This is a genomic window from Nocardioides sp. (assembly GCF_030150155.1).
Taxonomy (GTDB): domain Bacteria; phylum Actinomycetota; class Actinomycetes; order Propionibacteriales; family Nocardioidaceae; genus Nocardioides.
Genome location: NZ_JASLGR010000020.1, coordinates 1 through 25,324 on the forward strand (window position 1 = coordinate 1; position 25,324 = coordinate 25,324).

The 25,324-nt window shown below is 69.8% G+C and carries 25 protein-coding genes; 21 read left to right on the forward strand and 4 right to left on the reverse strand.

Features of this window, described 5'->3' with window-relative positions; translation table 11 throughout:
* The 5 genes from Q1V88_RS05220 to Q1V88_RS05240 all read left to right on the forward strand — a co-directional run.
* On the forward strand, positions 1–1,532 hold a 1,532-nt coding region (locus tag Q1V88_RS05220), incomplete at its 5' end, for a helicase-related protein (protein WP_300678866.1).
* Positions 1,533–1,949: 417 nt separating this feature from the next.
* Positions 1,950–3,206, forward strand: a complete 1,257-nt coding sequence (locus Q1V88_RS05225) for an MFS transporter (RefSeq protein WP_300678869.1) — start codon at positions 1,950–1,952, stop codon at positions 3,204–3,206.
* Positions 3,207–3,335: 129 nt separating this feature from the next.
* The gene (locus tag Q1V88_RS05230; RefSeq protein WP_300678871.1) at positions 3,336–4,622 is read left to right on the forward strand and encodes a glycosyltransferase family 4 protein; all 1,287 of its coding nucleotides are present in this window, start codon (positions 3,336–3,338) and stop codon (positions 4,620–4,622) included.
* The gene (locus Q1V88_RS05235) at positions 4,609–5,361 is read left to right on the forward strand and encodes a class I SAM-dependent methyltransferase (RefSeq protein ID WP_300678874.1); all 753 of its coding nucleotides are present in this window, start codon (positions 4,609–4,611) and stop codon (positions 5,359–5,361) included. Before Q1V88_RS05230 ends, Q1V88_RS05235 begins: the two co-directional genes overlap by 14 nt.
* Positions 5,358–6,446 (forward strand): prenyltransferase, encoded by a 1,089-nt coding sequence (locus Q1V88_RS05240; protein WP_300678876.1) that lies wholly within the window; start codon positions 5,358–5,360, stop codon positions 6,444–6,446. Before Q1V88_RS05235 ends, Q1V88_RS05240 begins: the two co-directional genes overlap by 4 nt.
* On the opposite strand, the gene Q1V88_RS05245 is transcribed toward Q1V88_RS05240, so the two are convergent.
* A complete protein-coding gene (locus Q1V88_RS05245; RefSeq protein WP_300678879.1) occupies positions 6,371–7,450 on the reverse strand; it encodes a WYL domain-containing protein in 1,080 nt (359 codons plus the stop codon). The two genes, Q1V88_RS05240 and Q1V88_RS05245, sit on opposite strands and share 76 nt — an antisense overlap.
* An 83-nt stretch (positions 7,451–7,533) precedes the next feature.
* Between Q1V88_RS05245 and Q1V88_RS05250 the strand changes: the two genes are divergently transcribed.
* A complete protein-coding gene (locus Q1V88_RS05250; RefSeq protein ID WP_300678882.1) occupies positions 7,534–7,899 on the forward strand; it encodes a VOC family protein in 366 nt (121 codons plus the stop codon).
* 28 nt (positions 7,900–7,927) lie between these two features.
* On the opposite strand, the gene Q1V88_RS05255 is transcribed toward Q1V88_RS05250, so the two are convergent.
* Positions 7,928–8,557, reverse strand: a complete 630-nt coding sequence (locus Q1V88_RS05255; RefSeq protein ID WP_300678972.1) for a class I SAM-dependent methyltransferase — start codon at positions 8,555–8,557, stop codon at positions 7,928–7,930.
* A 176-nt stretch (positions 8,558–8,733) separates the two neighbouring features.
* Here Q1V88_RS05255 and Q1V88_RS05260 point away from each other — a divergent pair, with 176 nt between their 5' ends.
* From Q1V88_RS05260 to Q1V88_RS05325, 14 genes are read left to right on the forward strand one after another with little or no spacing between them, the layout of a single operon-like run.
* Positions 8,734–9,501, forward strand: coding sequence for an ABC transporter permease (locus tag Q1V88_RS05260; RefSeq protein WP_300678889.1), 768 nt, complete (start codon positions 8,734–8,736; stop codon positions 9,499–9,501).
* Positions 9,501–10,361, forward strand: coding sequence for an ABC transporter permease (locus tag Q1V88_RS05265; RefSeq protein ID WP_300678895.1), 861 nt, complete (start codon positions 9,501–9,503; stop codon positions 10,359–10,361). Before Q1V88_RS05260 ends, Q1V88_RS05265 begins: the two co-directional genes overlap by 1 nt.
* Before the next feature lie 21 nt (positions 10,362–10,382).
* Positions 10,383–11,531, forward strand: coding sequence for an MCE family protein (locus tag Q1V88_RS05270; RefSeq protein ID WP_300678898.1), 1,149 nt, complete (start codon positions 10,383–10,385; stop codon positions 11,529–11,531).
* Complete coding sequence (locus Q1V88_RS05275) at positions 11,528–12,622, forward strand: MlaD family protein (protein WP_300678901.1); 1,095 nt, start codon at positions 11,528–11,530, stop codon at positions 12,620–12,622. Before Q1V88_RS05270 ends, Q1V88_RS05275 begins: the two co-directional genes overlap by 4 nt.
* Positions 12,623–12,654: 32 nt before the next feature.
* Positions 12,655–13,620 carry an MCE family protein gene (locus Q1V88_RS05280; RefSeq protein WP_300678903.1) on the forward strand — a complete coding sequence of 322 codons (966 nt, stop codon included), beginning with the start codon at positions 12,655–12,657 and terminating at the stop codon, positions 13,618–13,620.
* Complete coding sequence (locus Q1V88_RS05285; RefSeq protein ID WP_300678973.1) at positions 13,620–14,828, forward strand: MCE family protein; 1,209 nt, start codon at positions 13,620–13,622, stop codon at positions 14,826–14,828. Before Q1V88_RS05280 ends, Q1V88_RS05285 begins: the two co-directional genes overlap by 1 nt.
* The gene (locus tag Q1V88_RS05290) at positions 14,825–16,291 is read left to right on the forward strand and encodes an MCE family protein (RefSeq protein ID WP_300678906.1); all 1,467 of its coding nucleotides are present in this window, start codon (positions 14,825–14,827) and stop codon (positions 16,289–16,291) included. The genes Q1V88_RS05285 and Q1V88_RS05290 overlap by 4 nt, the downstream gene beginning before the upstream one ends.
* Positions 16,288–17,589, forward strand: a complete 1,302-nt coding sequence (locus tag Q1V88_RS05295) for an MlaD family protein (RefSeq protein ID WP_300678908.1) — start codon at positions 16,288–16,290, stop codon at positions 17,587–17,589. The genes Q1V88_RS05290 and Q1V88_RS05295 overlap by 4 nt, the downstream gene beginning before the upstream one ends.
* Positions 17,579–18,193: a hypothetical protein gene (locus Q1V88_RS05300; protein WP_300678911.1), complete on the forward strand. Its 615-nt coding sequence runs from the start codon at positions 17,579–17,581 to the stop codon at positions 18,191–18,193. Before Q1V88_RS05295 ends, Q1V88_RS05300 begins: the two co-directional genes overlap by 11 nt.
* Positions 18,190–18,753, forward strand: coding sequence for a hypothetical protein (locus Q1V88_RS05305; RefSeq protein WP_300678914.1), 564 nt, complete (start codon positions 18,190–18,192; stop codon positions 18,751–18,753). Before Q1V88_RS05300 ends, Q1V88_RS05305 begins: the two co-directional genes overlap by 4 nt.
* A gap of 50 nt (positions 18,754–18,803) precedes the next feature.
* Positions 18,804–19,289, forward strand: coding sequence for a pyridoxamine 5'-phosphate oxidase family protein (locus Q1V88_RS05310; RefSeq protein ID WP_300678916.1), 486 nt, complete (start codon positions 18,804–18,806; stop codon positions 19,287–19,289).
* 13 nt (positions 19,290–19,302) lie between these two features.
* Complete coding sequence (locus Q1V88_RS05315; protein WP_300678918.1) at positions 19,303–19,512, forward strand: ferredoxin; 210 nt, start codon at positions 19,303–19,305, stop codon at positions 19,510–19,512.
* Positions 19,512–20,432, forward strand: a complete 921-nt coding sequence (locus Q1V88_RS05320; RefSeq protein WP_300678920.1) for a 3-oxoacyl-ACP reductase — start codon at positions 19,512–19,514, stop codon at positions 20,430–20,432. The genes Q1V88_RS05315 and Q1V88_RS05320 overlap by 1 nt, the downstream gene beginning before the upstream one ends.
* Before the next feature lie 2 nt (positions 20,433–20,434).
* Complete coding sequence (locus Q1V88_RS05325) at positions 20,435–21,196, forward strand: glucose 1-dehydrogenase (protein ID WP_300678922.1); 762 nt, start codon at positions 20,435–20,437, stop codon at positions 21,194–21,196.
* A 60-nt stretch (positions 21,197–21,256) separates the two neighbouring features.
* Here the strand turns inward: Q1V88_RS05325 and Q1V88_RS05330 are convergent, their stop codons facing one another.
* Complete coding sequence (locus tag Q1V88_RS05330; protein WP_300678924.1) at positions 21,257–21,880, reverse strand: TetR family transcriptional regulator; 624 nt, start codon at positions 21,878–21,880, stop codon at positions 21,257–21,259.
* Positions 21,881–22,003: 123 nt separating this feature from the next.
* Between Q1V88_RS05330 and Q1V88_RS05335 the strand changes: the two genes are divergently transcribed.
* Positions 22,004–24,142 carry an acyl-CoA dehydrogenase gene (locus Q1V88_RS05335; protein ID WP_300678929.1) on the forward strand — a complete coding sequence of 713 codons (2,139 nt, stop codon included), beginning with the start codon at positions 22,004–22,006 and terminating at the stop codon, positions 24,140–24,142.
* Between the two features lie 19 nt (positions 24,143–24,161).
* Here Q1V88_RS05335 and Q1V88_RS05340 read toward each other — a convergent pair whose 3' ends face one another.
* Positions 24,162–25,319 carry an alpha/beta hydrolase gene (locus Q1V88_RS05340; protein WP_300678977.1) on the reverse strand — a complete coding sequence of 386 codons (1,158 nt, stop codon included), beginning with the start codon at positions 25,317–25,319 and terminating at the stop codon, positions 24,162–24,164.
* Between the last annotated feature and the right edge of the window lie 5 nt (positions 25,320–25,324).

A 25,324-nucleotide genomic window follows, 5' to 3' on the forward strand; every position in this document is an offset into this window, starting at 1 on the left:
CGTTCCGGGTGCGCGGCGACACCATGGAGATCATCCCCTCCTACGAGGAGCTCGCCGTTCGGGTCGAGTTCTTCGGCGACGAGATCGAGGCGCTGTACTACCTGCACCCGCTGACCGGCGAGGTGATCCGCCAGGTCGACTCGCTGCGGATCTTCCCGGCCACCCACTATGTGGCCGGCCCGGAGCGGATGGCGCACGCGATCTCCACCATCGAGCAAGAACTGGCCGAGCGGCTCGCCGAGCTTGAGGGCCAGGGCAAGCTGCTGGAGGCCCAGCGGCTGCGGATGCGCACCAACTACGACATCGAGATGATGCGGCAGGTCGGGTTTTGCTCGGGCATCGAGAACTACTCGCGCCACATCGACGGACGCGGGCCGGGCACGCCGCCGGCCACGCTGCTGGACTACTTTCCCGAGGACTTCCTGCTTGTCATCGACGAGTCGCACGTCACCGTCCCGCAGATCGGCGGCATGTATGAGGGCGACATGTCGCGCAAGCGCAACCTGGTCGACCACGGCTTCCGGCTGCCGAGCGCGATGGACAACCGCCCGCTCAAGTTCGACGAGTTCCTCGACCGGATCGGCCAGACCATCTACCTCTCGGCGACGCCGGGCAACTACGAGCTGGAGAAGGCCGGCGGCGACAAGCCGCCGTACGTCGTGGAGCAGATCATCCGTCCGACCGGGCTGATCGACCCCGAGGTCATCGTCAAGCCGACCAAGGGACAGATCGACGACCTGATCCACGAGATCAACCTGCGCACCGAGCGCTCCGAGCGGGTGCTGGTCACCACCCTGACCAAGAAGATGTCCGAGGACCTGACCGACTACCTCCTCGATGCCGGCATCCGGACCCGCTACCTGCACTCCGAGGTCGACACCCTCAAGCGGATCGAGCTGCTGCGCGATCTGCGCCTGGGGGAGTACGACGTCCTGATCGGCATCAACCTGCTGCGTGAGGGCCTCGACCTGCCCGAGGTGTCCCTGGTCGCGATCCTGGACGCCGACAAGGAGGGCTTCCTGCGCTCGGACAAGTCCCTCATCCAGACGATCGGCCGTGCGGCCCGTAACGTCTCCGGCGAGGTGCACATGTACGCCGACCGGATCACGCCCTCGATGGAGTCCGCGATCGAGGAGACCAACCGGCGTCGAGCCAAGCAGGTGGCCTACAACACCGAGCACGGCATCGACCCCAAGCCGCTGCGCAAGAAGATCGCCGACATCACCGAGATGCTCGCCCGCGAGGACGAGTCCACCCAGGAACTGCTCCAGACCTGGGCCGGCACGGAAGCCAAGGGCCGCGCCGGTGGCGTCAAGGCGAAGGCCCCGACCCCCATGCTCGGCGAGAAGGCCCGCAACGCCACGATGGCCGCCGGGATGCCGAGCCAGGACCTGGCCGAGCTCATCCAGCAGCTGACCGAGCAGATGAAGGCCGCCGCCGCCGAGCTCCAGTTCGAGGTCGCAGCCCGCCTGCGTGACGAGATCAGCGAACTCAAAAAGGAGCTCCGCCAGATGATGGAAGCGACGAAGTGAGGAGGGAGAGCCTGAGCGAGGAACGAGCTCAGTAGCTCTCCCGACGAGCGAGGAGCGATGAGGCGCGAAGCGCCGATCGGCCACGAAGTGACGCCGCCCGGCACGCACATCGGCTGCGTTGTCGTCGCTCGCCGGCCGCTTCGCTCTTAGGCCGGCTTCGCTCCTCCGCCTTGCCGCTGCACGCACCGGACAACGTCCCTTGCGTGGCTTGTGGGGCGACGAAGTGACGCTGCCCGGGGCTCCTCCGCCTTGCCGCTGCACGCACCGGACAACGTCCCTTGCGTGACTTCTGCGGGGATGAACTGACGCCGCCCGGCACCTCCTCCACCCCACCCTGACGCGACTCGCGTCACATTCCCTCTCTCCCTAGTCCCGCCGAGGCGGCGTCGGGGCCCACGCAGGACTAGCGTGGGGGGAGTGAGGAAAGCGTTCACCGTGTGGATCGTGGCGCTGGCGGCGTACTTCCTCGCGGTCTTCAACCGCAGCTCCCTGGCCGTCGCGGGTCTGATGGCGGCCGATCGGTTCGGCATCAGTGCCGCCGAGCTGGCCACGTTCACGATGGTCCAGCTGCTGGTCTACGCGGGGATGCAGATCCCTGTCGGCCTGCTGGTCGATCGGTGGGGGCCGCGCAGTGTGATCCTCTCGGGTGTCGCGATCCTGGCGATCGGGCAGACCGGCTTCGCGTTCGCCGACACGTTCGCGCTCGGACTGGCGGCGCGTGTGCTGGTCGGGGTCGGTGACGCGCTCACCTTCATCTGTCTGCTGCGCCTGACGGCGAGCTGGTTCCCGCCCAAACGCGTCGGGCTGATGACGACGCTGTCGGGTTCGTGCGGTCAGCTGGGGGCGATCCTCGCTGCCGCTCCGATGACCTGGGCGCTGTCGAACCTCGGCTGGACGAAGGCCTACCTGGTCTCCGCTCTGGGCGGCGCGGTGATGCTGGTGGTCGGCCTGTTCCTCCTGCGTGACGCCCCGGGCGTGCGCTCGGCACGCGGTGCGAGCAAGCCGTTGCGGACCGTGCTCGGCGATCTGCGTACGTCGTGGCGGCACCCCGGCACCCGGCTGGCGTTCTGGCTGCACTTCTGCACGCCGTTCGGTGCCAACACGCTGACGATGCTGTGGGGGGTGCCGTTCTTCGTCAAGGGCGAGGGCCAGAGCGACCACGTCGCGGCGCTGCTGATCTCGGTGGTGACCCTGACCGCGATCATCGCGGGCCCGATCGTCGGATGGCTGGTCGGCTACGAGCCGTGGCACCGCTCCACGATGGCGTTGACCATCATCGCCGGCTCGGTGGTGATGTGGACCGTCGTCCTGTTCTGGCCCGGTGGCCAGGCGCCGCTGCCGGTGCTGGTGCTGCTGGCCTTCGTGGTCGGGTTGGGCGGCCCGGGATCCATGATCGGATTCGACGTGGCTCGGACCTCGAACCCGCCCGAACGACTGGCCAGCGCGAGCGGGATCACCAACCAGGGCGGCTTCATCGCGACCCTGATCCTGGTGCTGGCGATCGGGTGGCTGCTGGACTGGCAGACGCCGGGCGGCGGCACCGACTACACCCTCACCGGCTTCCGCTGGGCGTTCGGCTTCCAGTACCTGATCTGGATCGTCGGCTTCACCCAGGTGTGGCGCTACCGCCGGCTCGCCCGGGTGGCGATGCCACGCCAGGCCGTGTCTGCCTGACAAAGGCAGCCATACTCCCGGTAGGTTAAGGGCCTCACCGCGCCATCGGAGCACCGTTGCAAAACTAGAACAGGTGCTACATTTGGCGCTCACTCTCCCGGGGCGCGCCCGGGTGCCCGAGGGGGAATGATGCGGATCGCGTTGCTGTCCTATCGCAGCAAGCCACACGTCGGCGGCCAGGGGATCTACATCCGTCGGCTCAGCCGGGAGCTGGTGGCGCAGGGTCACACCGTCGAGGTCTTCTCCGGACAGCCCTACCCCGAGCTCGACGAGGGCGTCGGCCTGACCAAGGTGCCGAGCCTGGACCTCTACCGCCCCGGCGACGAGTTCCGGAACCCGAAGGTCTCAGAGTTCCGCGACCGCGTCGACGTCGAGGAGTGGCTGCGGATGCGCTCGGGGCAGTTCCCCGAGCCGCTCACCTTCTCCAAGCGGGTGGTCAAGGCGCTGGCGCGACGCAAGGACGACTTCGACGTCGTACTCGACAACCAGACCCTCACCCCCGAGCTGCTCGAGATCGAGAAGCTCGGCCTGCCGCTGGTCGCGACCATCCACCACCCGATCACGATGGACCGCCGGATCGAGCTCGCGACAGCGCCGTGGGTGACCAAGTCGGGGGAGAAGTGGTACGCCCCGCTCGGCTTCCCGAAGGTCGGCGTCTGGCGCTGGTACAGCTTCCTGCGCTGGCAGAAGCAGGTCGCCCCGAAGCTGAAGCGGGTGCTGGTCCCCTCGGAGTCCTCGCGCCGCGACATCGTCCGTGAGTTCAACGTCGACCCCGACGTGATCACCACCATCCTGCTCGGCGTGGACGACCGGTTCGTGCCGCCGACCCAGCCCCGGGTGCCGGGCCGGCTGCTCGCGATGGCCAGCGCCGACGCCCCGCTCAAGGGGATCTCGGTGCTGCTCGAGGCCTTCGCCAAGCTGGTCACCGAGCGCGACCTGGAGCTCGTCCTGGTGACCAAGCCCAAGGAGGGTGGCGTCACCGAGAAGCTGATCGACCAGCTCGGCATCGCCGACCGGGTCACGTTCGCCAACGGCCTCACCGACGACGAGCTCGTCGCCCTGATGGGGTCCGCGGAGCTGGCCTGTGTGCCCTCCCTGTACGAAGGCTTCTCGCTGCCCACCGCGGAGCTGATGGCCTGCGAGACGCCGTTGGTGGTCTCGCGTGCCGGCGCGATCCCCGAGGTGGTCGGCCCCGACGGCGAGTGCGCCGACGTGGTCGAGCCCGGCGACGTCGGTCAGCTGGCCGGCGCGATCGCCGCGCTGCTCGACGACCCGGAGCGCCGTGCCCGGATGGGGGCCGCGGGACGTGCCCGCGTGCTGGACCTGTTCAGCTGGAGTGCCGTCGCGGAGAAGACCGCGGCTGTACTCTCCGAGACGATCACCGCCCACCAGGAGGACCGCCGTGCTGACCGTTGACTTCGACCGACTCGGGCTCAAGCCCGGGGAGCGGATCCTCGACATGGGTGCCGGCGGGGGACGCCATGCCTTCGAGGCCTACCGCCGCGGCGCCGACGTGGTCGCCTTCGACCAGGACGCCGATGAGATGGCGAAGGTCCGCGAGTGGTTCGCCGCGATGAAGGAGGCCGGTGAGGTCCCGGACGGTGCCGAGGCCGACGCCAAGGAGGGCGACGCCCTCTCGCTGCCCTTCGCCGACGGCGAGTTCGACCGGGTGATCTGCTCGGAGGTGCTGGAGCACATCCACGCCGACGTCGACGCGATCAAGGAGCTGATCCGGGTGCTGCGCCCGGGCGGCACGATGGCGATCACGGTGCCGCGTTGGCTGCCCGAGGTGATCAACTGGCGGCTCTCGCCCGACTACCACCACGCCGCGGGCGGTCACATCCGGATCTACACCGACCACGAGCTGATCGACAAGGTCACCAAGGGCGGCCGGTTCAACGACGGCACCCCGGGCGAGGCGATGGTCTTCAACGGCAAGGCCTACACGCACGGCCTGCACACGCCGTACTGGTGGATCAAGTGCGCCGTCGGGGTCAACAACGAGGACCACCGGATGGCCAAGGCGTACCATAAGCTGCTGGTCTGGCAGATCATGAAGAACCCCAAGGTCCTCCAGCTCGCCGACAAGGTCCTCGACCCGATGATCGGCAAGTCGATGGTGCTCTACTTCACCAAGCCCGAGCAGCCGGCATGACGCTCCCCTTCGTCGAGGGGATCATCACCGCTGACCAGATCGCCCGGACGGCGCGATCGCTGGCGTCCATGCAGCACCCGTGGGGTGAGATCCCGTGGACCACGGGGCAGCACTCCGACATCTGGAACCACGTCGAGGCGGCGATGGCGCTGCTGGTGGCTGGTGAGGTCGAGGCCGCTGAGCGGGCCTACCGCTGGGTGCCCACGATGCAGCGTGCCGACGGCTCGTGGCCGATGAAGATCGTCGACGGTCACGTCGAGGACGAGCGCGGCGAGGTCAACATGTCGGCGTACCTCGCCGTCGGCCTCTGGCACCACTGGCTGATCCGCCGCGACGCCGAGTTCGTCCGCGAGCTGTGGCCCAGCGTCAGGGCAGGTCTCGACTTCGTCGTCGGGCTGCAGACCGCCTGGGGCGGGATCCAGTGGACCCCGAGTGACGACTTCGCCCTGCTGACCGGGTGCTCCTCGATCTACCACTCGCTGCGTGCCGGCGTCGCCCTGGCCGAGCTGGTCGACGAGCCGCAGCCGGACTGGGAGCTGGCCGGCGGCCGGCTGGGGCACGCCATCCGCGCCCACCGTGACCTCTTCGCCGACAAGTCGACCTTCTCGATGGACTGGTACTACCCCGTCCTCGGCGGCGCCGTCACCGGCACCGAGGCGACCGAGCTGCTGGCGAGCCGGTGGAGCGACTTCGTCGTCCCCGACCTCGGTGCCCGCTGCGTCGACACCAACCCCTGGGTCACCGGTGCGGAGACCTGTGAGCTGGTGATGGCCCTGGACGGGCTGGGCGACCACGACCGGGCGCTGCGGCTCTTCGCCGACATGCAGCACCTGCGTGCCGCCGACGGCGGCTACTGGACCGGGTGGGTGTACGCCGATCCCGGCTACGAGAACGACAACCCGGACGCCTACTGGCCCCCCGAGCACACCACCTACACCGCCGCGGCCGTCATCCTGGCCGCCGACGCCCTGGGGGAGCGCTTCGGTGCCGCCACACCCGGGTCGGCGATCTATCGCGGCACCTCGCTGGCCCCGGACTTCCCCGAGCTCGCCCTGGAGTGCGGCTGCCCGTCGGCGCGCGTCTGAGGCCTCCTCGGCGCGGGGCGCGGGGCGCGGTGCCGGGCCGCCAGGTCGGCGGCCAGCTCGGCGATCCGGCTGCGGGCGCTGGCCGGCGTGAGCACCTCGAGGTGGTCGGCGAACTGGAGCAGCTGGCGCACGCCCTCGGGGTCGTCGTACGTCACCGCGACCGGGCTCCAACCGTCGTCCTCGGGCCCGCGCACGCTCAGCCGGGTGCCGAGGATCCGCTGGGCCAGGTCGATCCGTGACGTCCGCAGCCGGGCGGTGACCACCACCTCGCCCGGGGCGGAGGTCTGCTCGCGCAGGTCGGCCCAGACCGAGGCGAGGCTCTGCCGCGGGCGGCGCCGGGCCGTCTCGGCCAGGGTGTGGACAGCACTGATCCGGCTCACCGCGAAGAGTCGCGGCCGCTCTTCGACGTCGGCGACGAGGTACCAGCGCCCGGCCTTCTGCACGAGGCCGTAGGGGTCGACCAGCACCGGTGTCGCTGTGGCCTCGCCGCTGCGGCGGTACGCCAGGCGCAGTCGTTGGTCGCCGAGGACTGCGGTGGCGACCTCCGCCACCGTCACCGGAGTCGGCGTGGTCACCGTGGCGGCGGTGCTGGAGGTGGCGCTGGCCGCCCGCCAGCCCTCGTGCTCGACCAGGATCACGTCGGCTAGCCGCGCCGAGGACCCGGGGACCGCGGGCGCCCGGGCCGACAGCTTGCGCTGGGCGCTGCGTGCGGTGGTGAGCAGGTCGAGGCTGGCCAGGGCGTCGACGTCGAGCCCCGTCAGCCGGAGGGCCTCCAGCTCGGCAGGATCGAGGTGGGAGGCGTTGAGTCGGGCGCCTTCGAGCAGCACGATCGCGCCGTGCCGACCGCGCTCGGCGTACACCGGGACGCCGGCGGCCGAGAGTGCCTCCACGTCACGCAGCACGGTGCGCCGGGAGACCTCGAGTCGTTCGGCGAGCTCGGCCGAGGTCATCCGCTCCCGGGCCTGGAGCAGGAGCAGCATCGCGAGCAGGCGGCTGGCCTTCATGGCTCCAGTGTCGCTGAAAAGGTGACAGTTCCTGGCGCGATTCAGTGATCGGGTGGGAGGACCGACCAGATCAGGAGGCTCCCATGCCCGCTCCGCACCTCTTCCTCACGTATGTCAGCGACGCCGACCGCGCCACCGCGTTCTACGCCGACCTGTTCGAGCTCGACCCCGTCTTCGTCAGCCCGCGCTACGTCGCCTTCGAGGTGGCACCGGGCGTCCTGTTCGCGATCTGGACCGGGCGTGCGGAGCAGGTCGAGCCCACCCTGCCGCGCACCAGCGAGGTCGGCGTGATGCTGCCCGGCGGCGCCGAGGCGATCGACGCGCTGTTCGTCGCCTGGCAGGTCAAGGGCGTCACCGTCGTCGAGTCGCCGCACGACGACGTCTTCGGCAGGACGTTCGTGGTGGCCGACCCGGACGGGAACCTGATCCGGGTGAGCCCGGTGGACTGACCCGGGGGTCAGCAGGGCTCAGCGCGGCTCAGCGGGGCTCGATGCGGCGCAGGGCGCGCATCGAGCCCACCACCGCGACCTCCTCGAAGTCGCCGCTGGCCAGGGCCGGCAGATAGATCTCCTCGTACGGCGGTCGGCCCCCGTCGGCCGGGTCCGGGAAGACGTCGTGGATCACCAGCAGGCCGCCCGGCATCACGTGCGGCGTCCAGATCCGGTAGTCGTCGCGGGCAGGCTCGACGCCGTGCCCGCCGTCGATGAAGAGCAGCGACAGCGGTGTACCCCACCAGCGTCCGACGGTGGTGGAGCGACCGATCACGGCGACGACCTGGTCCTCCAGGCCGGCGGCGGCCAGGGTGCGGCGGAAGAGCGGCAGCGTGTCCATCTTCCCGGTGGCCGGGTCGACCAGGTCGGTGTCGTGGTGCTCCCAGCCGGCCTGGTTCTCCTCCGAGCCGCGGTGGTGGTCGACGGTGAAGACGGTGCCGCCGACCTCGCGGGCCGCAGCCCCCAGGTAGATCGCGGACTTGCCGCCGTACGTGCCGACCTCCAGCACCGGGCCGTGCGGCAACCGCTCCCGGGCCAGCCGGTGCAGCAGATCGCCCTCGTCGGCGGGCATGAACCCCTTCGCGGCGAGGGCGTGGTCGAGGAGGTCGGGCTGCATCAGGGTCACCGCTCAACCCTAGTGGTCCGAACAGAAACTGAAACATGTTCCTGTGATCTGCGTTACTTCCGTGATCCAGTGTCGTTAGGCCTGCAACGGAGACGAGAAATGGAACACGTTCTATTCGGGCGGCACGCCCCGGAGGACCGTGCGGGGAGGGAGGGACGACCATGGGCATGCGTGGCGGAGCCTTGATCGAAGGCCTCGGCGGCATCGGACTGATGACGGCCGAGGTGGCCAAGGCGAGCGTGACGACGCGCTTCCAGTTCCGGGAGTTCATCGAGCAGGCCTGGTTCATCATCAGCGTCACGCTGGTGCCCTCGGTGCTGGTCTCCATCCCGTTCGGGGCGGTGATCTCGCTCCAGGTCGGCAGCCTCACCGGTCAGCTCGGCGCCCAGTCCTTCGCCGGTGCGACAGCGGTGCTCGCCGTCGTCCGCGAGGCGGCTCCGATCGCGGCGGCCCTGATCATCGCCGGAGCCGCCGGCTCGGCGATCTGCTCCGACCTCGGCTCGCGCAAGATCCGCGAGGAGATCGACGCGATGGAGGTGCTCGGCATCGACCCCGTCGTCCGGCTGGTCACCCCGCGCGTGCTGGCCTGCTTCTTCGTCGCCATCATGATCAACGGCATCGTTGTCTCGGCCGGCATCGCCGGGGGCTACTTCTTCACCGTCATCGTCCAGGGCGGCTCGGCCGGTGCGTTCCTCTCCTCCTTCACCGCTCTGGCCTCCCTCAATGACCTGTGGATCGGGATGGCCAAGGCCGGCATCTTTGGTCTCCTCGCCGCGGTGGTCGGCTCCTACAAGGGGCTCTCGGCCGGTGGCGGCCCCAGCGGCGTGGGCCGGGCCGTCAACGAGGCCGTGATCATCGCGTTCATGCTCCTGTTCGTCCTCAACTCCCTGATGACGGCGATCTACTTCCAGCTGGTTCCGCAGGACGGTCTGTGATGAGTGCGCTCAAGGTCACCGCGTCGGCCACCGCATCGGCCGGTGCCGCCTTCGTCAAGGGCCGCCGTGCCCGGATCGAGGAGTACGGCGACCAGCTGCTGTTCTACGCCAAGGCACTGGCCTGGACCCCGCGGGCGATCCGGTTCCACCGCCGCGAGATCTTCAACACCCTCGCCGAGGTCGCCTTCGGCGCGGGCGGTCTCACCATGATCGCGGGCACCGCGGGGGTGATCGCCTTCATGGCGTTCTTCGCGGGCACCGAGGTCGGCATCCAGGGCTATGCCTCACTGAGCCAGATCGGCGTCGCCAAGTTCACCGCCTTCGTGTCGGCGTACTTCAATACGCGTGAGGTCGCACCCCTGATCTCCTCGATCGCGTTGGCCGCGACGGTGGGGTGCGGCTACACCGCACGCCTCGGAGCGATGCGGATCAGCGAGGAGATCGACGCCCTGGAGTCGATGGGGATCCCGTCGCTGCCGTTCCTGGTGACCACCCGGATGCTGGCCGGCTTCCTGGCCGTGATCCCGCTGTACGTCGTCGCGCTGACCGCCTCCTACCTCTCGCCCCGCCTGATCACGACCCTGATCTACCACCAGTCGGCCGGCACGTACGACCACTACTTCCTGGCCTTCCTGCCGCCCCAGGACATCCTGTGGTCCTTCTTCAAGCTGATCTTCCTGGCCGTCGCGATCATCCTGATCCACTGCTACTACGGCTACACCGCCTCGGGCGGCCCGGCCGGGGTCGGCGTCGCGGTCGGCAAGGCGATCCGGACCTCGATCGTCACCGTCGTGGTGGCCGACTTCTTCCTCAGCTTCGCGATCTGGGGCTCCACCACCACCGTGCGGATCACGGGATGAGCAGGGCGGAGGTGAGTCACCATGTTGATGTCCATCAGTCGTGACACCCGCGCCGAGCACAACCGGCTGCTGGTGGCGGGCGTCGTCTACGTCGCCGTGATCGCGATCCTGCTCGGCCTCGCCGTGGCGGTCTACCAGAAGGCGTTCACCCCGGTGACCTGGGTGACGGTCAGGGCCGACCGTGCCGGTCTGCAGCTGCCGAAGTTCGGGGACGTGCGGATGCACGGTGTCCTGATCGGCCAGATCCGTGGGGTGAGCCAGGACGGCACTCACGCGGTGATCAAGCTCGGCCTGGACCCCTCGGCGGCCAAGCAGGTCCCGGCCGACGCCACCGTGGCGATCAAGCCGACCACCCTGTTCGGGCAGAAGTACGTCGAGTTCGTCGACCCTGCCACGTCTGCGGCCTCGGGGCCGATCGGGTTGAGCAGCGGCACCGTCATCCCCGCCTCGCGGGTGCAGACCAACGTCGAGCTGGAGTCGATCCTCGGCCGGCTCGACACCCTGCTGACCGCACTGCGGCCCCAGGACCTCAACGCCACGCTGCACGCGCTGGCCACCGCGCTGGCCGGCAACGGCGACAAGCTCGGTCGCACGATCAAGGACCTCGACGACTACCTGCGGACGATGAACAAGCACATCCCGACGTTGACCGACGACCTCACCCGGGTGGCCTCGGTGGCCCACACCTACGACCTGGCCGCCCCCGACCTGGTCGACGTGCTCGCCAACGCGACCACGACCGCGACCACGATCGCGACCCAGAAGGATCAGCTGCAGGGCATCTTCGCCTCCGTGACGGGCCTGTCGAGCTCGGCCACGACGCTGCTGGCGACCAACGAGAAGGGGATCGAGGTGGAGGGCAAGCTCGCCGTTCCGCTGCTCAAGCTGCTCGACACGTACTCACCGGAGTACCCGTGCCTGCTGGGCGGTCTGACGAACTCGATCACCGGTCTCAACCAGACCTTCCGTGACTCCCGGGTGCGCCAGACGATGAGCCTGGGCGCCACCCAGCGGCCGGCGTACACGCCCCTGGACCGTCCCGAGTACGGCGAGATCGGACACGGGCCGTGGTGCCTGGGCCTGCCGGCGACCCCGGTGGTCGGCAGGCCGGCGCTCAAGGACGGCACCGAGGACAACCCGGCCCAGCACCTGCTGCAGGGGTTCAAGTGAGGGCGCCGCTGACCGACCGGGACCTGCGCACGCTCTCGGCCGGGATCAAGCTGGTGGTGTTCCTCGTCGTCTCCCTGGTCGTGACCGGCGGCCTGGCGATGATCATGGGCCACCTCGGCGGCGGCGACCAGCGCGAGTACAAGGCCGTCTTCACCTCGGCCAGCCAGCTCGCCCAGGGTGACGATGTCCGGGTCGCGGGGGTCTCGGTCGGCGAGGTCGAGGACGTCCGGATCCACGGCAACGACCAGGCAATCGTGACCTTCAAGGTCGACGCGGCGGTGCCGATGACGAAGGCCTCGGGCGCCCAGATCCGCTACCTGAACCTGGTCGGCGACCGCTACCTGGCGCTCACCCAGGGCACGGCCGGTGCCGCCCGCCTGGGCAGCGACGACGTCATCCCGGTCTCCCAGACCCAGCCGGCGATCAACCTGACCGAGCTGTTCAACGGCTTCCAGCCGCTCTTCCAGGCGCTCTCGCCCGACGACGTGAACACGCTGTCGAGCAACCTGATCAAGGTCCTGCAGGGCGAGGGCGGCACGGTGGAGAGCCTGCTCACCCAGACCGCGTCGTTGACCAGCTCGCTGGCCGACCGTGACCAGCTGATCTCGAGCGTGATCGGCAACCTCACCACCACCCTGCAGACCGTCGACTCGCACCGGACCCAGCTGGCCAGCCTGATCGACCAGATGAGCAACTGGATGGGCGACCTGGCAGGTGACCGCACCGCGATCGGAGACTCGGTGGCGCAGATCGGCGCGATGACGAAGTCCCTGGCCGGCCTGCTCACCGACGCCCGGCCGTGGACCAAGACCGACATCGTGCAGCTGCGCCGGGTGATGGAGATCCTGAACAAGCCCGAGAACCAGGCAGTGATGGACGAGACGATGGCGCGTCTGCCCCAGACTCTCCAGGCCCAGGCCCGGATCGGCACCCACGGTAGTTGGTACAACTACTACCTCTGCGACTTCGACATGAAGCTGACGCTGCCCTCGCTGGGCAAGGCGATCGACAACTCGGCTCCGATGAAGGCGCTGCAGAAGGCGTTGAGCAGCATCGCCGTCTACAGCACGGCAGAGAGGTGCAAGCCCTGATGGCCGCCCACACATCACGTCAACTGCGCAGGGTGGGTCTCATCACCGCTGCCGTGCTCGTCATCGGTCTGCTGGCGGCGTTCAACCTCCAGCACCTCCCTGGCATGAAGGGCACGACGTACCACGCCGAGTTCAGCGACTCCTCCGGACTGCACACCGGTGCCCGGGTCGAGGTCGCCGGCATCCGGGTCGGCCGGGTCGACAAGATCACCATCGACGGGTCGAAGGTGAAGGTCGACTTCGACGTCTCCCTGGCCGACGGCCAGCACCTCGGCGACCAGACCACCGCCTCGATCGAGGTGCTCAACCTGCTGGGGGAGAAGTACCTCAACCTCACCCCGAAGGGCACCGTCCCGATCGCCGGCGGCGGCACGATCCCGCTGGCGCGCACCTCGGCGAGCTACGACATCGTCTCGACGTTGAGCCAGCTCACCACGACCTCCACCGGGATCGACAAGAAACAGCTCGCCACCGCCCTCAACGTGATGGGCAGCACCCTGCAGCAGGCCACGCCGCAGATCCAGAGCAGCTTCAACGGCATCGCCCGTCTGGCCAAGACCGTCGCCAGCAAGAACGACGACCTGGCCCAGCTGCTGACCAGCGCCAAGAGCGTGGTCTCCCTGCTCAACGACCACAGCGGTCAGCTGGTCAACCTGATGAAGCAGGGCGACGACATCTTCACCACCCTGATCCAGCGCCGTGACGACATCCACCAGCTGCTGGTCACGGCCACGTCGCTGTCTCAGCAGCTCAGCGGCCTGGTCAGCGACAACGAGAAGACGATCGGCCCGGCGCTGGCCCAGCTCAACCAGGCGATCACCTTCCTCAACGACCGCAAGGACGAGCTGAGCGACATCGTGAAGTACTACGGGCCCTACGCCTCGATCCTGACCAACATCGTCGGCTCCGGACCGTGGTTCGACGCCTACGTGCCCAACCTGGGCGGCCTCGCCACCGGCGAGTTCGTGCCCGGGTTCCGACCGGGGATGGAGCGGTGATGGGGATCTCGATGCCGAGCCTGGCGCGCCTGCGCAGCTGGAAGTGGCTGGCCGCCCTGGCCCTGCCGCTGCTGCTGGTCGTCCTGCTTCTGCTCCCGATGGGCGGCGGGCAGCGGACGGTGACCGCCCACTTCGCCAACGCGATCAGCATCTACCCCGGCACCGACGTCACCATCATGGGCGTCCGGGTCGGCAAGGTGACCAAGGTCGTCACCGAGGGCAGCACGGTCGCCGTCTCGATGGAGTACGACGACCAGTACAAGCTCCCCGCCGACGTGAAGGCCGCACTCGTCACGCCGACGCTGGTGGCCGACCGCTACGTCCAGCTGGTGCCGGCGTACACCGGCGGCGCCACCCTCGCCGACCGCGGCGACATCCCGGTCGACCGCTCGGTGACGCCGGTGGAGATGGACCAGATCTACGCCAGCCTCAACGACCTCACCGACGCCCTCGGGCCCAACGGCGCGAACAAGGACGGTGCCCTGGGCGGCGTCCTGTCCGACACCGCGACGGCGTTGAAGGGCAACGGCAAGGCCGGCAACGAGATGATCAAGAACCTCTCCGCGGCAGCACAGACCCTCGGCACCAACTCCGACGACCTGTTCGCCACCGTCGAGGGCCTGGCGTCGATCTCGCAGACCCTGAAGGCGAACGACACCACCGTCTCGCAGTTCCTCAGCAAGCTCTCCACCGTCTCCACCCAGCTGTCGGGGGAGAGCGACGACCTGCAGCAGGCGCTGTCGGCGATCGCCAACGCGGTCCAGGTCACCCGTGGCTTCGTCAAGGACAACAAGGACGCCCTGATCAGCGGGGTGACCAAGCTCAGCACCACCGTCGAGGTGCTGGCCAAGCAGAAGGAGTCGCTGGGCACCACGATCCAGCTCGCCCCGCTCGGCCTGGCCAACCTCGCCGACGGCTTCGACACGGTCTCGGGCACCGAGGGCGCCCGGTTCCAGTTCGGCCCGCTCGCTGCCGACCTGCCCGGGGTGCTGTGCAACATCGTCACCGTCGACAAGATCCCGGGCGCTAGCGCACTGTGCCAGCTGATCAAGGCGCTGATCCCGGCCACCGTCACCAACGACCTCGGCGCCGGCATCATCGACGCGTTCGGGGTGCACGGCATCCCCGGCCTCCAGACCGGGTCGGCCAGCATCAAGTCGCTGACCGAGCAGCTCGGCACCGCGCAGAAGAAGGGGGCGACGAAGTGACCCGCCTGAGGAGTCTGGGCGCCCTGATCGCGCTCGCCCTGGTCGCGATGGTGTTGACCACCGGCTGCGGCCAGCTCAAGGCCTACGACCTGCCACTGCCCGGCAAGGTGGTCAAGGGCTCCGACGGCTACCGGGTGAGCGCGGAGTTCTCCGACGTCGTCGACGTGGTGCCGCGGACCCTGGTGATGGCCAACGACGTCCCGGTCGGCCAGGTCGAGTCGGTCACCCGCGAGGGCTGGAACGCCCGGGTGACGATGACGATCCGCAAGGACATCGTCCTCCCGGCCGATGCCGTGGCCGACGTACGCCAGACCAGTCTGCTGGGGGAGAAGTACATCTCGCTGACCGCACCGACCGGCTCCACGGTGGCCAAGGCGGGCCGGCTCGCCGACGGCGCGAACATCCCGTTGGACCGCTCCTCGCGCAATCCCGAGGTCGAGGAGGTGCTGGGTGCGCTGTCGTTCCTGCTCTCCAAGGGCGGGGTCGGGCAGCTCAAGACGATCAGCACCGAGCTCAACACGATGATGGAGAACCGGCAGGGCAACCTGCGCGACGTGCTCGGCCAGCTCAACACGCTGGTCACCTCCCTCAACGAGCACCGCGGCTCGATCATCACCGCGATGGAGCAGGTCGACAAGCTGACGTCGACCCTGAACAAGGAGAGGTCGACGATCACCGACGCGATCGACTCCTTCGGTCCGGCGCTGAAGGTGCTGCACCAGCAGCACCGCGACCTGATGACGATGCTGACGGCGCTGGACAAGCTCGGCACGGTGGCGACCCGGGTGGTCAACAACAGCGGTGCCGACATCGTCGCCGCCCTCAAGCACCTCGGACCGACGCTGACCAAGCTGGCCGACGCGGGCGACTCGCTGCCCAAGGGCCTGATGATGGCGGCCAGCTTCCCGTGGCCCAAGCAGGCCGAGGACCTGGCGCGAGGGGAGTACTCCAACGCCCTGTTCCACCTCGACATCAACCTCAACCAGATCATCACCGGCCTCGCCACCGGCTCCAACATGGGCATCCCGCAGGTGCTCCAGCTCTGCCAGAACTACGCCCAGGGCTGCTCGGCGCTGCAGCCCCTGGTCGGCGCGCTGTGCGACCTGCTGCACGAGGACCTGGTCTGCTCCCTGGTCGGCAAGGAGGACACCGGCGGTCCGCTGGCCAACCTCGGGCTGCCGCTGTCGGGGACCAACTCCGACGGCACCCAGGCCGGTGTCACCGACCTGCTCAGCCAGATCGTGGGCGGCCTGCTGGGCGGCGGTTCGTCCTCGGGCTCGTCCGGATCCTCCGGTACGTCGGGCACGTCCGGCACCTCCGGGGCGGGCAAGGCCGGCACCAGCGGCGGCACCAAGAAGTCCACAGGGACCGCCACGCCCGCCCCGAGTGCGAGCGCCTCGGCGACCAGCTCCCCGGGCCTGCTCGGGCTGCTCGGCTCACTGTTGGGAGGGGGATCGAAGTGACCCTCAACGTCAAGATCCGACTGGCCATCTTCCTCACCCTGGCCGTCGTCGGGATCACCTACATCGGCGGCACGTATCTCGGCGTCGTCGACCGGGTGCTGGGGCGCGGGGTGGCCGTCACCCTGGACCTGCCCGCCTCGGGCGGCCTCTACGTCGGCAGCGAGGTGGACTACCGCGGCGTCAAGGTCGGGAAGGTCTCGAAGATGGACCTGACCCCGGCCGGCGTACGGGTGACGCTGGCACTGCGCTCGGATGCGCAGGTGCCGCGGGACTCCGCGGTGCAGATCGCCGACCTGTCGGCGGTGGGGGAGCAGTACGTCAACTTCCTGCCGACCCGGGTGAATGGACCGTGGCTCGCTGACGGCGACAAGGTCGACCCGGCCAAGGCGACGCTGCCGCCCTCGACCGACGTGCTGCTCACCTCCCTGGACAGCTTCACCCGGTCGGTCAACCCTGACGACCTGGAGACGGTGGTCAGCGAGCTCGGCCAGATGTTCCAGGGCAACGCGCAGAACCTGCGCACCCTGGTCGACGGTGCCACCACGTTCGTCGGCAAGGCGATCGAGCACCAGGACGCCACCATCTCGCTGCTCGACTCCGGGTCGCAGGTGCTCAAGACCCAGCAGGCCCACGCCGACGACATCAAGAACTTCGCCAGCGGCCTGAAGAACGTCACCGCCGCCCTGAAGTCCTCCGACCCGCAGCTGCGCTCGATCCTCCAGGGCGGCCCGGCCACCCTGAAGCAGGTGCAGTCCCTGGTCGACGGTCTCAACCCGGTGCTGCCGGTCTTCATCTCCAACCTGGTCACCACCAACCAGGTGCTGACCGCCCGCCTGCCCGCCATCGAGCAGATCCTGGTGACCTTCCCGGTGGTGGTGAAGAACGGCCTGATCGGCACCCCCGGCGACGGCTACGGTCACATCAACCTGCAGTTCAGCTACACCGCGCCGCCGTGCACGAAGGGGTACATGCCGGCCAACCAGTGGGCGCTGCCCAGTGACCTGAGCAAGGGCGCCGCCTACCCCGCGAAGTGCACCGATGCGCGTGCCCAGCCCGGCTACACCGGCTCCGACCCGATCGTGCAGCGCGGCGTCAACATGGCGCCGAAGGTGGACGACTCCGACCCGATCTACCAGATCAACCCGTACGGGTCGCTCAGCAAGGCGAAGGCAACGACCGATGGGAGCGATGTGACGATCACCACACCCGAGCAGAGCGACGCCACCGGCCCGCTCTCGATCCTCGGCACCAGTGCCTGGCAGTCGATGCTGATCGGACCGGTGACCCGTGGACACTGACAAGAGCACCCTGACGGTGACGCGGCTGGGGCTCTCGGGCTCGTCGCGGGAGCGTGGCAGCGGCGCGGGCCGGACCCGGCCGTGGCTGGAGATCGTCCTGGCCGGCGCGGTCGTGATCGTGCTCGCCGCGATCGTGGCAGTCGTGATCGGCGGCGCCCGGGTGCTGCCCTGGCAGACCAAGGCGGAGTCGGTGGTGGCCCGCCAGGCGCAGGTCCGCGACGCCGCCTCGGCGGGCGTGCTCGCCTTCCTCGACGTCGACTACCACGACATGGACACCCGGATGAAGAAGGTCGAGTCGCTGTCGACGGGCACCTTCAAGAAGCAGTACGCCGCCACCTCGGTGGACCTCAAGGCTGCCGCTCAGCAGGCTCAGGCGGTGTCCCAGGGCACCATCGGCCACGTCGCGATCAACAGGCTCACCGCCGACACCGGAGTCCTGCTGGTGACGGCGAGCAACGTGGTGACCAACACCGACACGAAGTCGACCAAGGCCACCACCGCCTGCCCGAAGGCGGGCTCGCGCTGCGACCAGTACCGCTTCGTCGTCACCGTCACCAAGGTCGGTGACCGGTGGCTCCTCTCCGACTTGGCAGGTGTCTCATGATCAGTGCGTCCCGCACGCTCCGGGTGAGCATCCTCGCCGTCGTCCTGGTGCTCGGCGTGGCAGCGCTCGGTCTGCTCGGCTGGCGCGCCGCCCGTGACGACGTCGCGCCGGGCGGCGAGGTGACGGCCTCGGGCCAGCGCGCCTCGATCATGGCCGAGGCCGCCCGACTGACCACGCTCGCGATGTCGTGGCGGGCCGCCTCGTCGGACGCCGACATCGCTGCGGCGAAGGCGGTGATGACGAAGCGGATGGCCACGGCGTACGACGCCACCCTGCCCGACGTCGCCGCACGGGCGGAGCAGGCCAAGCGGAAGGTGGCGGTGACGGCGGCGGTCGCCCCGTTGACGGCGACCAGCACGCAGCCCGAGACCTGCACGCCCCAGCTGTGCTCGGTGGGACTGGTCTCGGCCACCGCCGACACCGCGACGGCACTGCTCTACGTCAACCAGACCGCCTCGGCCACCAGTGCCAAGAACACCGTGGTGAGCCCGACCTGGGAGCTGGTCACCCTGGTGCGGCGCGACGGTCACTGGCTGCTCGACGAGATGGTGGCGCCCTGACCACCCTTCCCCTAGGATAGAACGTGTTCTAGTTTCAAGGGGTGGTCAGAGTGGCTCAAGGTCGGCGCACGGTCGCGCTCACGGCAGGCGAGGTCGAGGTCTTCCTCGGCGAGCAGATGAAGGTCCAGGTAGCGACGATCGGCCCCACCGGGGCACCGCACCTGTCCACCCTCTTCTATGTGATGACGCACGGCAAGATCGGATTCTGGACCTACGCGTCCTCGCAGAAGATCGCCAACCTGCGGCGCGACCCGCGGGTGAGCTGCTTGGTCGAGGACGGCGAGGAGTACTCCGAGCTGCGTGGTGTCAGCATCCGCGGCACCGCCACCCTGATCGAGGAGTACGACGACATCCGCGCCCTCGGCACCCGGGTGATGGCCCGGATGTCGGGCGGCGTCGATCTGGGTGAGCTCGGCGACCAGATCGTCGACGCCCAGGCCCGCAAGCGGGTCGGCGTCGTGATCACCCCCGATCACGTCGCCAGTTGGGACCACCGCAAGATGAGCGCGCTGCCCGGGCAGAGCGCCGCGAGTTGAGAGAGAAGGCATCATGACTGGCCAGTTCCGGGTGAGCGTCGATTGGGACCTCTGCGAGTCCAACGGCATCTGCGAGGGCCTCGTGCCCGACACGTTCCACCTCGACGACGACGACCAGCTCCAGGTGAGCACCCCTGAGGTGACCGACGCCAACCGGAGCGCCATCGAGCGGGCCGTGGCCTCGTGCCCGAAGTCGGCGCTGCGGATCGTGGAGGCCGGCTGATGGCGGCAGGCTCGCTGGTGGGCAAGGTCGCCGCCGTCACCGGTGGCGGCGGCGGGCTCGGTCGGGCCGAGGCCCTGGGTCTGGCCCGGGCCGGAGCCCGGGTCGTGGTCAACGACCTGCCCGGTGCTGCCGATGCGGTGATCGAGGAGATCCGCGGCTTCGGTGGCGAGGCGGTCGCCGCTCCGGGCGACATCGGGGAGCGTGCCACCGCCGACGCGATCGTGGCCACCGCCGTCGACACGTTCGGCAGCCTCGACGTGGTGGTGAACAACGCCGGCATCACGCGCGACAAGATGCTCTTCAACATGACCGACGAGGAGTTCGACCTCGTCGTCCGGATCCACCTGCGCGGCCACTTCCTGCTGACCCGCAACGTGGCGACGTACTGGCGCGACAAGGCGAAGACGACCGGGGTGCCGGTCGAGGCGTCGCTGATCAACACCGCCTCCGAGGCGTTCCTCAGTGGTCCTCCCGGGCAGCCGAACTACGCCGCCGCGAAGGCCGGCATCACCGCGCTGACGCTCTCGGCCGCGCGGGCGCTGGGTCGCTCGGGGGTGCGCGCCAACGCGATCTGCCCGCGGGCGCGGACCGCGATGACCGCCGACGTCTTCGGCGACGACACCTCCGGTGAGGCGATCGACCCGTACAGCCCCGACCACGTCGCGCCCCTGGTCACCTGGCTCGCCTCCCCGGCGTCCTCCCAGGTCACCGGCCAGGTCTTCGTCGTGTACGGCGGCATGATCGCAGTCCTCGAGGCGCCGCGGGTGGCCCAGCGCTGGGACCTGGGCGCCGACCCGCTGTGGACCGGCGAGTCCCTCGACTCCGAGCTCGGCGCCTGGTTCGCCGACCGGGACCCGGCTGTCGGCTTCGCTGCCGACGCCGTGATGCAGATGACCCCCCAACGAATGAGCAGGAGCTGACCATGACCGGACGCCTGGGCGGCAAGGTCGCCATCGTCACCGGTGGCGCACAGGGACAGGGCGAGGCGATCGTGCGCGCCTTCGTCGAGGAGGGAGCGCGGGTCGTCATCGCCGACGTCGCCGACGAGCCCGGCCAGCTGCTGGCCAAGGAGCTGGGCGAGGGTGTGCTCTTCGTCCACCACGACGTCAGCTCCGAGCAGTCCTGGGCCGACCTGGTTGACGCCACCACGGCGGCGTTCGGGCCGGTCACGGTGCTGGCCAACAACGCCGGCATCCTGCGCTTCAACGAGATCGTCACGACCCCGGTCGAGGAGTACGAGCTGCTGTGGCGGGTCAATACCCTCGGCACGTTCCTCGGGATCAAGTCCGTCATCGCCACGATGAGCGAGGCCGGAGGTGGCTCCATCGTCAACGCCTCCTCGATCGAGGGGCTGGCCGGGATGCCGCTGGTCGCGGGTTACACCTCGACCAAGTTCGCCATCCGGGGCCTGACCAAGGCAGCGGCGCTGGAGCTCGGCCCGAAGGGGATCCGGGTCAACTCGGTCCACCCCGGCATGATCGACACTGGCATGACTCGGGGCATGGGTGCGGACGACTCGGCGATGGAGTGGGGCGGCACCAAGGTGGCGCTGCGTCGCGTCGGGGTGCCGGCCGACATCGCGCCGCTCTACGTCTACCTCGCCAGCGACGAGTCGGGCTTCGTCACCGGCGCCGAGATCGCGATCGACGGCGGCGCCACTGCGACCCACGCCTTCGGCGGCTGACCCGCAGCGGCTTGTGAGTGTCTCGACGGTCCATGGACAGTCGAGACACTCACAAGGCGATCAGGGGAGGATCAGCTTCACGGCGGTGTCGAGGTGGTCCTGGACCTCCTGGGCGCCCATCCGGCCGGTCACCCAGGAGACCAGGGCCGAGAGCCAGACGTCGGAGATGACCCTGATGATCGCGGCCTCCTCGACGGTGGCCTCGCCGTGCTCGGGGGTGCCCGCCATCGCGCGCGAGATCACGGCGGTGAGCTGCATGCCCACCACGTGGATCTCGTCGGTCACCGAGGCGTCGGCGAACATGAACGCCCGCACCATCGCCTCGGTCAGCTGCGGCTGGCGCTGCAGGTTCTTCGTCATCCGCGACAGGATCCACATCACGCGCTCGTGCGCGGTCTCACCCGGGATGGCCCGCTGTGCCGTGCGGCTCTCGGTGCCGGCGAACTCGCGGCCCAGGGCGGCGACGAGCAGGTGGATCTTGGACGGGAAGTAGCGGTAGAGCGTGCCCAGGGCGACCTCGGCGCGCTCGGCGACCTCACGCATCTGGACGGCTTCGAAACCGCCCTCCGAGGCAAGCTCGATGGTCGCATCCAGGATGCGCCGACGGCGCTCCTGCTGTGCCGGAGAACCCGCTCTCGACCGCTCCGAATCGGTCGTAGTGGTGACTTCCGTGGTGATGCTCAACGCCTTGCCCTCCTCGATATTGCCGCACTCAGATTAGTGCACGCTGATGCACATTCGTGAAACACGTTCTCTATCTCACACCAACGTCACCCGATAAGTGAAACACGTTCTAGTATCTGTGTCATGCCTCTTGGACTCACAGACGACCACCAGGACCTTGCTCAGAGCGTGCGCGAGTGGGCCGGTGACCTCGGCGCGACAGCGCTAGTGCGTGCCGCCGAGACCGACGCCGAGCCTGCGTTCGGGGACCTGTGGGCCGAGACCGTGAAGCTGGGACTGCCCCTGATCGCCGCCCCGGAGCCGGTCGGTGGCGGCGGCACCCTGCTGGACCTGGCGGTCGCGGTCGAGGCCTGTGCCACGCAGCTGCTGCCTGGGCCGCTGCTCGGCACCGCCACGGTCGCGACGGTCCTCGGCCTGAGCGGTGTAGGCGCTGGTGCTGCGGTGCTCGACGACCTCGCCACCGGCCTCACCGCCGGGGTCGCGCTCGAGCCCACCCTGGAAGTCGGCGACCGGCTCCGCGGGGACGCGTTGAGCTATGACGGCGGTGGGGCCGGCTGGCACCTGCTCGGCGGCGTGGACGCCTCCGGTGCCGAGGTCTGGGCCCTCGTTGCCGCCGCGGCCGTGACGGCGACCCCGCTCAGCACGCTCGACCTCACCCGCCGCGCCGCCACCGTCCGGGTCGACGTCGCCCTGGACGATCCGTCGGTCGTGGTGCTGCCCGGGGTCGACGCCGCCGCGATCTCCCGGGTGCTGGTGCCGCTGCTGGCCGCCGAGGCCGTCGGCATCGCAGGCTGGTGCCTGGCCACCGCCGTGGACTACGCCCGGGTCCGGGAGCAGTTCGGTCAGCCGATCGGCCGGTTCCAGGCGATCAAACACCTGCTGGCCGAGATGGCCTGCACGGTCGAGAAGGCCACCGCCGCGGCCTGGGACGCGGCCGCGTCGGCCGCCGGCCTCGACGGCGACCCGCAGGCCGACCTGGCCGTTGCGGTCGCCCGGACCGTGGTCTTCGACGGTGCCGTCGAGGTCGCCCAGTCGGCGATCCAGGTGCTCGGCGGGATCGGGTTCACCTTCGAGCACGACGCCCACCTCTACCTGCGCCGGGCGAGCGCGCTCCGGGCGGTGGCCGGTGACTCCGCTGCGGCGGCCCTCGATCTCGCGGGGCGGGCCGTGGCCGGCGTACGACGGCAGCTGCGGGCCGATCTGGAGGGGGCGGAGTCGGTGCGCGCCGGTGTGCGCGCCACGATCGCCGCCATCGCGACGGCCGAGGACCGCCGGGCGGCGCTGGTGGAGACCGGGTACCTGATGCCGCACTGGCCCGCGCCGTACGGCGTCGGCGCCGGTGCCCTGGAGCAGCTCGTGATCGACGAGGAGCTCACCGCGGCGGGGGTGGAACGCCCCGACCTCAAGATCGGAGGCTGGGCCGCCCCGACGATCGTGGCGCACGGCGACGACGCCCAGCGCGAGCGGTTCGTCGGCCCGACCCTGCGCGGCGAGATCGTGTGGTGCCAGCTCTTCTCCGAGCCCGGCGCCGGCTCGGACCTGGCGTCGTTGTCGACCCGGGCCGAGCGGGTCGAGGGCGGCTGGCGGCTGACCGGGCAGAAGGTGTGGACCTCGCTCGCGGCCGAGGCCGACTGGGCGATCTGCCTGGCGCGGACGAACCCCGAGGTCGCCAAGCATCGCGGGATCACCTACTTCCTGGTCGACATGACCTCGGCGGGGCTCGACGTCAGGCCGCTGCGCGAGATGACGGGCGACGCGCTCTTCAACGAGGTCTTCCTCGACGGGGTCGTGGTGCCCGACGACTGTGTGGTCGGTGAGGTCGACGGAGGCTGGGCGCTGGCCCGCACCACGCTGTCCAACGAGCGGGTCGCGATGGCCTCGGCCCGGCTCGGCACCAGTGTGGAGCGCGCCGTCGAGCTGGCCGCCGCCGGCCTGCCCGAACGGGACCTGGTCGAGGTCGGTCGCGCCGTCGCGCTGGCGACCGCCTGCGCCCAGCTGGGTGCCCGGTCCACCGCCCGCCGTCTGGCCGGGCGTGGTCCCGGAGCCGAGTCGAGTGTGGCCAAGCTGCTCGGCGTGCGCAGTCGCCAGGACGCCTCCGAGCTCGTCGTCACCATCCAGGGCCGCTCCCTGTTGGCCGATCCGGTGGCGCTGGAGGCCGACGTGCACGAGATGCTGCTGACTCGGTGCCTCTCGATCGCCGGGGGCACCACCCAGGTGCTCAAGAACGTGGTCGCCGAGCAGATCCTCGGCCTGCCGCGCTGAGCCCCTGACTCCCAGGGGCTCAGGGGAGGGATGGGCTGGTGCGCTCGGCATGGTGGCGCACCAGCCACCGGCTCACTGCGGCGACGGCGTGGTGAGCGCGCACCGACCCGACCACGTCGAAGGCGTGCTGGGTCAGTGCCAGCTCGGCGTAGTCCACCCGGCCCCGCGAGACCGCCCGCAGCCGCGCCACGAAGGCGCGCGCCTGACGCACCGAGACCAGGGTGTCCAGACGGCCGTGCAGCACGAGGAAGTCAGGTGCGTCGGGGTGCACCTGATGCAGCGGCGAGGCCACCCGGTAGTCCTCGTCGACGGCGTCAGGGGCGAAGATCCGGGGCGCCAGCAGCGACTCACGCATCCCGAGGGTGAAGACGTCCTGGTCCTCGCCGAGCAGGTCGTAGACGCCGTAGAACGGCACGCAGGCGGCGATCGACCCCGGCGCCGCCGTCAGTGCGGCCAGGGCGGCCAGGTGCCCGCCTGCTGAGCCGCCGGTGAGCACGACGTGACCCGGGTCGCCGCCGTAGGACCTGATCTCGCGCTGCACCCAGCCCAGGGCGGCACGGACGTCGTCGAGGTGCGCGGGCCAGCGGCTCCGCGGGGCGAGCCGGTAGTTGATCGCCACACAGACCCAGCCCTGGGCCGCCATCGCGTTCATCAGCAGGCGGCCCTGCTGCTCCTTGCTCCCGATCGTCCAGCCGCCGCCGTGGATCTGGACCAGGACCGGAGCGCCGTCCCCGTCGCGGTCGGCTGGCCGGTAGAGGTCCAGCCTGTTGCGGCCGCCGTAGGGACCGTAGGGGAGATTCCGGTCGACCCTGACCGCGGTGTCCCGGAAGTGCAGCGGCCGCAGTAGGCGGCGCAGCGGCGGCCGGGGCAGCGGTGAGGTGTGGGCTGCCTCGGCCAGCGTGATCCGGGAGCGCCAGGCGGAGCCGATCGCCACCCCGAGGCCGACGGTGGTCGCGGCGGTGAGCGCGAGCCCGAGCGGGGTCGCGCGGTGACGGCGTACGGCGAGGGCGGTGTCGGTCAGGGAGGCGGCCAGCAGCTGCGGGGCGAAGTCCCCGGCCAGCCACCCGATCGCGAACGAGCCGATCGCGGTCCGGGGCCCGTCCAGGGGGCGCAGCACGATGCCGGTCACGGTTCCGAGGGCGAGCTGGCGCAGCGTGTGGGGTGCGAGGGGCAGCATCACTC